Genomic DNA, 9296 nt, shown 5'->3' with positions numbered 1-9296 from the left:
ACATCCCGGTCCACCACCTCATCCCGCGCCCGCCACACCGTCCCCATACCCCCATGACCCAACCGCCCCACCAACCGATAACGCCCACCCACCAAACGCCCCGACTCCGGGCCGGGCGCCCCGGCACCGGGAGCGGTCGGGCCCGGGGACGGTGGGTTCCCGGTGGTCGGCACCGGTGCGTCCGGCGGCCTGAGGCCATAACTGGTCGGTTCATCCGCTCGCCCCTGATGGTTTGTCATGGCGACATCCTGGCCAGCCTTGGGCCGAGGACGCTACGGAGGCGGGTGAGCGGGTGCAGACCCGTGACACTCGTGGCAGGGCCGGCATCTCCGCGCGGAGGCGCGGGGAGACGGGAGCGGCGCACCGGGCGGCCGGGCGGAGTGTGTTTCCCGACCCTCCGTTCTTCGGCGGTGCGCGGCCCGGCCGGTGCCTCCTCCCGGTGGAGCAGGGCCGTTGTCTCCCTCCGTAGGACGCGCCTTCACCGTTCGCCGCCGAGGATCGGCGGCATGCGCATTCCTGGAGTGGTGTACGGAAGGACCCGGTGGCGAGCCGTCGCGCTCGCGGCGGTGGTCGGGGCACTGACGGCGGCGGGGCCGCCCGCGAGGGGAGGGGAAGCCGGGCACAACGCGGCGGTGGTGTCGGGGCCGAGTCCGTTCACCGGCTGCCCGGCGGGGCCGCTGGACTCCCTCCTGCCCGCGGGCGCGGTGGAGCCGTACACGGTGGCGGATCCGGCCCGGCCGGGGCGGGCCGCCGCGGTGTGGACGCAGGACCGTTTCCGGGGCCTGGTGGTGGGCGTGACCGACGACGGCGGGCGGAGCTGGCGGCGCACGGTGGTCCCCGGGATCGGCGGGTGCGGGGGCGGCCGGTTCGGTTACGCGGACGACGCCTGGCTGTCGTACGCACCGGACGGCGTGCTGCATCTGTCCGCGCATGTCTTCGACCAGCCCGGGACCGGCGGGAGCGGTCTCGTCACCGCGCGGTCGTCCGACGGCGGCCGGACCTGGAGCCGGCCGGTCCGGGTGGTGACCGAGGAGGATCCCGCCCGGGGCGCGTTCGTCGGCGGGGCGATCGCGGCCGACCCCGGGGATCCGCGGCGTGTGTACGCGGTGGTGCCGCGGATCGTCGAGCCGTCGGCCGAGGGCCGGACGTTCGGCGGGGCGGTCGTCGTGGCATCCAGCCGGGACGGCGGGCGCGGTTGGCGGGCGCGGGAGATCTACGATCCGGGGCCGGGGCGGCTCACCACCGGCCATCAGCTCGCGGTGCTGCGGGACGGAGCCCTGGTCGATGTGTTCACCCTGGTCGACATGGCGGCGGACGGCCCGCCGGTCGCCCGGCTCATGGCGATGCGGTCGGGGGACCGGGGCCGCACCTGGTCCCCTCCGGTCACCGTCGCCCGGATGAACCAGGCCCGCGTCACCGATCCGCAGGATCCCGGTGTGCCGGTGGCCAGTGGCAGCGCGCTGCTCGGCGATCTCGCCGCCGACCCGGTGAGCGGCCGGCTCCATGTCGTATGGCAGGACACCCGGTTCCCCGGCGGAGCCGCCGCGATCGCCCTGTCGTCCTCCGCCGACGGCGGCCGGACGTGGAGCACGCCGAGGAAGGTCAACAGAACCCCCGGCAGCCTGCCCGCCGGTGATCAGCAGGCGTTCGCCCCGTCGGCCGAGGTCACCCGCGGGGGAACCCTCCTCGTCTCGTACGCGGACTTCCGCCGGAACGACTCCCGGCCCGCCCTGCTCACCGACCGGTGGCTCATCCGCTGCCGCCCGGCCGCCGACGCCTGCGCCTCCGCCGGGGAGACGCGGCTGACGGGGAGGTCCTTCGATATGCGCGAGGCGCCTTATCTGTCCGACGTGGGCCCCCGCGGCCACTTCCTCGGGGACTACCAGGGGCTGACCGCCCTGGGGGAGACCGCACTCGAACTGCACGCGCGGCCGGGGCCGTCGGGACCGCCCCGTGTGATCGCGGTCCGGGTGCCCGCGCCATCGCCTCCGGAGGGAAGCCCGGGGCCGTGAAGCGCGGACCGGCCCCCCGGCGGCCGGCCGGGCGCCCACGGTTGACATGCCGTCACCCGGCCGCCGTGACCGCCGTGGGCGCGCACCCGCCAGGCCCCGCCGATCCGGCGTCCGCGGGGAGTGAATGTGGTGCGCCAGCTGGATCAGCGGACGCCTGTCACCGTTACGGGCCGCCACCCGCCGGGGAATGTGTGATCCGGGCCACAACACCGATCACCGTGTCCGGCGGTGTGGTCCCCCGAGGCGAGTGAGAGGAGGCGGGCGATGGAGCGGACCGGCAGGTTACCGGTGTCAGCGGTCGCCCGCACCGGACGGCGGCCCCGGTTCGCGTGTCGCGCGTACCCGAGGGACTGAGCAGCCGATGACCACGCTGCTCATCCACGACACCACATCGCCCTGGACCTCCACCGACCCCGCCCTGGACGTGTCCGTCGGCGGCGGGAACCTCTTCGGCAGGCAGATCACCGTCAACCGGCTGCGCTACGAGGGCGGTCCGCCCGCGGCGGCGGAGTTCGTACCCGAGGACCCGCTCGACCTCACCGGCTGGGACGAGCTGGGACTGTGGGTCCGGTCGGACACCGCGGCCGACGGAACACGGACCCGGCCCTTCTATCTCACCCTGTCCTACGCGGACGCCGACGACGCCCCGGGGGAGGAACACCGCTGGTTCATCCCCGTCAACGCCGCGGACGCCTGGGAGCAGTGCCCCATCGGCATCGGGACGGACCGCAGGGCGCGGATCGTACGGTTCCGGCTGGAGACCGTCGGGGGCGTTCCCTTCGCGGTGGAGCTGTACCGGCTGCGAGCGGTACGCGAGGAGATGCTGAAGGACGTCGAACAGGCGCTGGCCGACGCGCTGTCGGGGATGAGCCCGCCCGGCCTCACCGGGGTGCCCCTGAGCACCGGGGCCGCCCCCGGCGACTCGGCGGTACAGACGGCGTACACGCCGGGTTTCGCACCCGGAAACCGGATCCTCCTGCGGGGCAGCCCGTCCGGTGACGAGGAACACGATGTCGACCGGGTGGAGCAGGACCCCGGGGCCGACCGCACCCGGCTGTCCCTCGCGGTCTCCTCAACCGTCCGCGGCACCTTCCCGGCAGGTGACTCGTCCGTGTCCGTGGTGGTGCCGGTCGGCTTGGAGGACGGCGCCGCGCTCCCGGACACGGCGACACCCCGGGTGGAGGTGTCCAGCACCGATGTGCGGGAGGACCCGGAGCGGACCGGGTACGTCACCCAGCGCGACAGCTTCCGGCCCCGGGGACCGCTCACCCTCTGCACGGTCCGTCCGCCCGCCCGCGCCTACACCGCCGACTACCGGATCACCGCGGTCGGTCAGGGCCCCGGTCAGCGGACCTGGGTGCACAACGAGGTGCTGACCCGGCTGAACACCGACCGCCCGCTGTGGATCAACGACGCCCCCGCGCCCGTCTGGATGCCCCCTGAGCCCTGCCGGGAGGACCGGGAGGAACAAGAGCCCGTGCCGGTGCGGGTGCATCTCCGGGTGGGTTCCCACATGCAGACCGGTCCGCGCGAGGCACTGCCCTGGGTGCGGCGCACCGAAGTCCGGGCCGGCCGTCCGGACACAGCGGGGGACGACGAAGGGATGGCACCGAGGCCATGAAGCGACAGCGAGGGGACGGTGCGCCGTGACCCCCAACGTAGGAGTGAACGTCGTCGAGACCGACGGCACCGCGAGCCCGGTGATCGCCGGAGCGCCGACGTCCGTCGCCGCCTTCGTCGGTCCGGCCGAGCGCGGCCCCGTCAACCGGCCCGTACGCCTCACGAGCCCCGCGCAGTTCCGGGACCGGTTCGGACGCATGCGCGAGGAGGGGCTCCTCGGCTACGCGCTGGACGGGTTCTTCCTCAACGGCGGGACGACCGCCTATGTCTCCCGGGTGACCGGCGCCGGCAGCACACCTGCCTCGCGGGCGTTCTTGGACCGCCAGTCGGCGCCCGAGGCCGTCCTCAGGGCAGCGGCGGGCTACCGGGGCGAGGGCGACCCCGGCGAGTGGGGCGGCCGGCTGAGCGTCGACGTCGCGGACGATCCGGGGATCAGCACCACGCTCGCGTCCGACACCGCGGCCAACGCGACCACGGCCACACTCCAGACCACCGACGGGATCACGGCGGGTTCGGTCCTCCGGTTCACCTCCGGCGACACCCATGAGTACCGCCGGCTCACCGGGGTGAACCCCTCGGCCCGTTCCGTCACCTGGACCACACCCGTCACCGCCGCCATGACCGAGGCGGCCACCACGGTGAACACCCCCGAGTTCCGGCTCACGGTGAACTACCGCGCGGACCCCGCCGAAGGCTTCACCCAGGTCGAGGTCTGGACGGGGCTGAGCCTGGAGCCCGGCTCGCCCGATCACGCGGCCACCCGGATCAACCATCCCCTCAGCGGCTCCCGCTATCTGACGCTGACCGACCTCTCGGCGGGAACCGCCGGAGCCGGACTGCGGTATCCGGCTCCGGTCACCGGACGCGCCCTCAGCGATGCGGGAGCGGAGAACGCCCCCGGCGCCGACGACTACACGGGCGAGGCCGCGGACCGCTCAGGACTGCACGCCCTGGACACCGCCGAGGTCCAACTGCTCGCCGTGCCCGACGCCCACACACTGCCGGAGGACGACCGCCCCATCGTGGTCCGCGCGGCCCTGGACTACTGCGCGCTGCGCGGAGACGTCACTTTCGTCGGCTCGGCCCCCGACCGCGGCGCACGCGCCGGAGTCACCGTCCCGCGGGCACCGGCCGACTACAGCCAGCTGGAGAGCGACTACCTCGACGATGTCGTGACCTACGCCTCGGACTTCCACGCGGCCAAGGTGTACGGCGCGCTGTACGCACCCTGGGTCCAGGTCGCCGACGCGTCGGCGACCGGAGCGGCCGCCACCCGGTTCGTACCGGCGGACGGCCATGTGATGGGGGTGTACGCCAGGACCGACCGCGAACGGGGCATCTGGAAGGCCCCGGCCGGCACATCGGCGCAGTTGAGGGGCGTACTCGACACGGCCGCGCGGTTCACCGACACCCAGCACACCCATCTGGTGCGCGAGGGTCTGGTCAACGGGGTACGTCCGGAACGGGCCGCGGGCATCGTGGTGGCCGCCTCCCGGACGCTGTCCACGGACACCCGCTGGTGGTTCGTCAACGTCCGGCTGCTGTTCAACTACGTCAAGGTCTCGCTCCGGGACGGCCTGCGCTTCGTACGGCAGGAACCCCACACGGAAGCGCTCCGGCGATCGGTGCGGCTCAATGTGGTGACACCGTTTCTGACCGGGCTGTGGCGCCGGGGTGCGTTCGGGGCCGATCCGCCGGACCAGGTCTTCAGCGTCAAATGCGACGCGGAGAACAATCCCGCCCCCGAGGTCGACCTGGGCAACTTCCGCCTGGAGGTCTACTTCTACCCGGTCCGGCCGGCCGAGACCGTCACCATCGTCGTCGGCCAGCAGCCCAGCGGCGGCTCGGCCGCCGAGGCGTAAGGGGACCAGAGATGGCTTTGAACATCGGAGTGAACGTCGTCGAGGTCGACGGACGGGCTTCGCCGTCGATCGCCGCGGCGCCCGTCTCGGTGGCCGGCTTCCTGCTGCGGGCCGAACGGGGTGTGGCGAACGTCCCGGTGCCGCTGCGGGGCATGAACGACTTCGCCGCGAACTTCGGCGGGGTCGCCCCGGGAATCTTCGGTTCCCACGCGGTCCGGGGCTTCTTCGACAACGGCGGGACCGAGGCGTACGCCGTACGGATCGTGGACGGGGTCAAGGGCAAGGCCGCCCGGGTGATGCTCCCGGACTCCACGAACGCGAACACCCTGGAGGTGCGCGCGGGCAACCGGGGCCGGGAGGACTTCGGGAGCTGGGGAAACCGGCTGTCGGTGCGGATCGACCATCATCCACGGGCCACCCCGGCCCTGCCGGCGCAGCTGCGGGGCAACAAGACCGGGCCGTTCGCCCTGTCGGCCGGGCAGAGCGTCCAGGTCGACGCCAACGGCGAGGCCGTCACGATCACCTTCGCGGCGAAGGACTTCACCGCGATCCAGGCGGCGTCCGCGGCGGAGGTGTCCGCCGTCGTGGCCCGGCACACCACCGCCTTCCGCTCGGTCGCCGCCCCCGACGGGTCCCTGCTGCTGGTGAGTTCCGAGTCCGGGATCCGGTCGAGGCTCGCCGTGGCGGGCAGCGCGGCCGAGGCACTGGGCTTCAAGAGCCCCAACAACGACAGCGGTGCCTCGATCGCCGCGCAGAGCACGCTCGCGGCACTGTCGTCCGTCGCCGGACTGGCCGTCGGGTCCGCCGTACTCCTGGAGAGCCGGGGCCTGGTGACCGGCACCAAGGACATCGGGACGACCATCGCCGCCGACGCCGTCGTCAAGGTCACCGTCGACGGGGCGGCGACCGCGGTCGATGTGAAGTTCGTCGCCGGCGACTTCGCGGGCGGGCTCGGGAAGGTCACCCCCGAGGAGGTGGTCGTGGCGGTCAACCGCCAGGCCCGCGGCTTCTCCGCGGTCCTGGACGCCCGCAGGCGCCTGGTGCTGAGGTCGGACACTTACGGCCCCGGCTCCACCATCGCCCTCGCGCCCGGCAACCCGACCGACGCCGGCTCCGCCCTCGGGCTGACCGGCGCCGTGCCGGTGAAGGGGACCCGGGAGACCCGGACCCTCGAAGGCGTCTTCGAGAACGGGCGGTACGTCACCTGGAGCGGTGGACTGGCCGCTCAGCTGCCCACCCAGGCGGCCCGGTTCCGCTCGGCGGAGTTCGACCTCGCGGTCCTCGACGGTGAACTGGAGGTGGAGCGCTTTACCTCCCTGTCCATGCAGAACGCGCTGCCCTGGTCCGCCGGCACCGTGATCAACGACCAGCGCTCGGGATCCCGGTTCATCACCGTCACCGACCAGGACAGTGCCGGCGGGCCCGTCGACGACATGCCGGAGGCCGGAACGTACCAGGTCGGCAGCACCACACGCGGCGACGACGGAGATCCGCCCGGCGATCTCGCCTTCATCGGCGACCCGGTCCGGCGCACCGGCCTGTTCGCCTTCGACACCGTCGACATCCAGCTGCTGGCATGCCCCGATTCCACCTCACCCGGGGTGGTGAACGCGGCCCTCGGCTACGTCGAGCGGCGCGGTGACGCGATGTTCGTCGGCTCGCCGCCCCCGGGGCGGGATCTGGAGGGGGCCAAGACCTACGCGGCGCCCTTCCGGGGCCGGAAGGTCTACGGAGCGATGTACGCCCCCTGGATCAACATCGTCAATCCGGTGGACCGCGACGGAAAGGACCCGCTCCTGCTGGTCCCGCCCGTCGGGCACATCCTCGGGATGTACGCCCGCGTCGCCGCCGCACGCGGGGTGTGGAAGGCACCTGCCGGGGACGAGGCGATGCTGGCCTCCGCGCTCGGTACGGAGTACGACATGACCGACGCCGACCACACCGACCTGGTGCGGAACGGAAGCGTCAACGGCGTCCGGGCCGTTCCGGGTTCCGGTGTGATCGTCGATGCCTCGCGGACCCTGAGTACCGACACCCGGTGGCTCTACGTCAATGTCCGGCGCCTTTTCAACTATGTGAAGTCCTCGCTGCGGGACGGACTGCGCTGGGTGGCCCAGGAACCGCACTCGGAGGAACTGCGCCGGAGCGTGCGGCTCACCGTGGTGACGCCTTTCCTGCTCGGACTGTGGCGCCAGGGCGCTTTCGGGTCCGACCCCGCGGAGCAGTCCTTCAGCGTGAAATGCGATGCGGAGAACAATCCGCCGTCGGAGGTGAACACCGGGAACTTCAAGGTGGAGGTTCTCTTCTATCCGGTAAAGCCCGCCGAGACGATTCTGATCGTCGTCGGCCAGCAGGACAGCGGCTCCGCGACGGCGGAGACCTGAGGGAAGTGATGGGAACATGGCGGAGTTGACATTCCATGAGTCCTACCGGACTCATGGGTTCGCGCTGGAGATCGAGGGAACGGGATGCCCGGTGACCAAGGTGACCGGGCTCAGCGAAGGCACGGCGGAGACCATCGAGCAGCCCGACGGGGGCTCTCCCGTGGTGCGGAAGATCGCCAGCGGTGTCGTCAAATTCGAAACGCTCGTCATCGAGCGCAATATGGACGGCAGCCCGTTCGACAGGCTGTTCCGGGACTGGTTCCGGCAGATGTTCTCGCTCAACGGAACCAGCGGCGGATCGTCGGTACGGCGCAACGGCGCCGTCCTCAAGCTGGAGAACGGCCAGGAAGTGCTGCGCTTCGCCTTCTACGAGGGCTGGGTCAAATCCTCGAAGTTCGCTGATCTGGAAGCCGGGACGACCAATCTGTTCAAGCAGACCGTGGAGATCGAGCACAACGGCCTGGAAAGGGTGTCCTGACGATGGGCCGTGAGAGCGCGGAGCCGCGCAGACGTGAATTCGAGTTCGAACTGCCCATCGGCTACGAGGACGCCGAGGGCCAGGTCCACCGGACCGCCGTGCTCAGAAAGATGACCGGGCGCGACGAGGCGGTCATGGCCGACAGGCGCCACCGGTCGAACAGCGCCCGTATGATCTCCGAACTCCTCGGCAGCTGTCTGGTCCGGCTCGGCACGGTCGAGAACCCGGGCGTGCGGGCGGCCCAGCAGCTCTTCTCGGCCGACCGGCACTTTCTGCTGGTGAAACTGAGGGAGATCACCTTCGGCGCCGAGATGCAGGCCACGTACTCCTGCCCCACCTGCCAGGAGGCGACCGTACTCATCGAGGACCTGGCCCACCTGGACGTGGTCCGGCTGGGCGGTGACGAGGTCCCGGAGGACCTCGTGGTGCAGTTGGAGGACGGATACGTCGACCGCTCGGGCACCGTCTTCGACGTCCTGGTCTTCCGCCACCCCACCGGCGCGGACGAGGAGCGCATCGCGGGCGCGGTCCGGGAGAACGCCGCCCACGGCAAGAACGCCCTGCTGGCCCGCTGTCTGAAGTCCATGGGCGATATGCCCCGGCCCCGGATGGAGGCACTGGGCAGCGCGGTCTTCAACGATCTGACGCTCTCCGACCGCCGTCTGATCGACCACGCCATGAACAACGGCGGCCCCGGCATCAATCTGCGCCGGCCGGTGAACTGCGGAGGCTGCGGCCGCGAGTACGGGGCGACGCTCGACATGTCGAATTTCTTGGCAGTTTCGTAGGAGAGGAGGACAGGCTGCGCAGGGAGGTCTTCTTCCTCGCCTACCACCTGCACTGGGGGCCCGAGGAGATTCTCGGTCTCCCCACCGAGGAGCGCTGGCACTACGTACGCCAGCTCGTCGGGCAACTGGAGCACGAGCAGCAGCAGATCGAA

At 71.7% G+C, this 9296-nt stretch carries 6 protein-coding genes and 1 pseudogene; 6 read left to right on the top strand and 1 reads right to left on the bottom strand.

All coding sequences use genetic code 11. The features are described 5' to 3' along the window. Window positions 1–239: pseudogene (locus ACIBCM_RS35000) on the bottom strand (serine/threonine protein kinase); the annotation flags it as partial. 267 nt (window positions 240–506) lie between these two features. Between ACIBCM_RS35000 and ACIBCM_RS34995 the strand changes: the two are divergent. From ACIBCM_RS34995 to ACIBCM_RS34970, 6 genes are all read left to right on the top strand, one after another. Further along, complete coding sequence (locus ACIBCM_RS34995) at window positions 507–2012, top strand: sialidase family protein (RefSeq protein WP_399250464.1); 1506 nt, start codon at window positions 507–509, stop codon at window positions 2010–2012. 361 nt (window positions 2013–2373) lie between these two features. Continuing rightward, the gene (locus ACIBCM_RS34990) at window positions 2374–3633 is read left to right on the top strand and encodes a hypothetical protein (RefSeq protein WP_399250462.1); all 1260 of its coding nucleotides are present in this window, start codon (window positions 2374–2376) and stop codon (window positions 3631–3633) included. 25 nt (window positions 3634–3658) lie between these two features. Then, on the top strand, window positions 3659–5494 hold the full coding sequence (locus tag ACIBCM_RS34985; protein ID WP_399250460.1) for a hypothetical protein: 1836 nt from the start codon (window positions 3659–3661) through the stop codon (window positions 5492–5494). A gap of 11 nt (window positions 5495–5505) precedes the next feature. Then, on the top strand, window positions 5506–7878 hold the full coding sequence (locus ACIBCM_RS34980; RefSeq protein ID WP_399250458.1) for a phage tail sheath C-terminal domain-containing protein: 2373 nt from the start codon (window positions 5506–5508) through the stop codon (window positions 7876–7878). 16 nt (window positions 7879–7894) lie between these two features. After that, the gene (locus ACIBCM_RS34975; RefSeq protein WP_399250456.1) at window positions 7895–8356 is read left to right on the top strand and encodes a phage tail protein; all 462 of its coding nucleotides are present in this window, start codon (window positions 7895–7897) and stop codon (window positions 8354–8356) included. Window positions 8357–8358: 2 nt separating this feature from the next. After that, a complete protein-coding gene (locus ACIBCM_RS34970; protein ID WP_399250454.1) occupies window positions 8359–9144 on the top strand; it encodes a hypothetical protein in 786 nt (261 codons plus the stop codon). Window positions 9145–9296: the final 152 nt, after the last annotated feature.

The organism is Streptomyces sp. NPDC051018, from assembly GCF_044456085.1.
In the GTDB taxonomy this organism is placed as follows: domain Bacteria; phylum Actinomycetota; class Actinomycetes; order Streptomycetales; family Streptomycetaceae; genus Streptomyces.
The sequence above is the reverse complement of the archived record's forward strand: the minus strand, read 5'-3'. Positions and strand labels throughout refer to the sequence as shown.

Excerpts from the sequence above, each read along its gene's own strand:
- ACIBCM_RS34995 (WP_399250464.1), top strand. The coding sequence starts at position 507 with ATGCGCATTCCTGGAGTGGTGTACGGAAGGACCCGGTGGCGAGCCGTC.
- ACIBCM_RS34990 (WP_399250462.1), top strand. The coding sequence starts at position 2,374 with ATGACCACGCTGCTCATCCACGACACCACATCGCCCTGGACCTCCACC.
- ACIBCM_RS34980 (WP_399250458.1), top strand. The coding sequence starts at position 5,506 with ATGGCTTTGAACATCGGAGTGAACGTCGTCGAGGTCGACGGACGGGCT.
- ACIBCM_RS34975 (WP_399250456.1), top strand. The coding sequence starts at position 7,895 with ATGGCGGAGTTGACATTCCATGAGTCCTACCGGACTCATGGGTTCGCG.
- ACIBCM_RS34970 (WP_399250454.1), top strand. The coding sequence starts at position 8,359 with ATGGGCCGTGAGAGCGCGGAGCCGCGCAGACGTGAATTCGAGTTCGAA.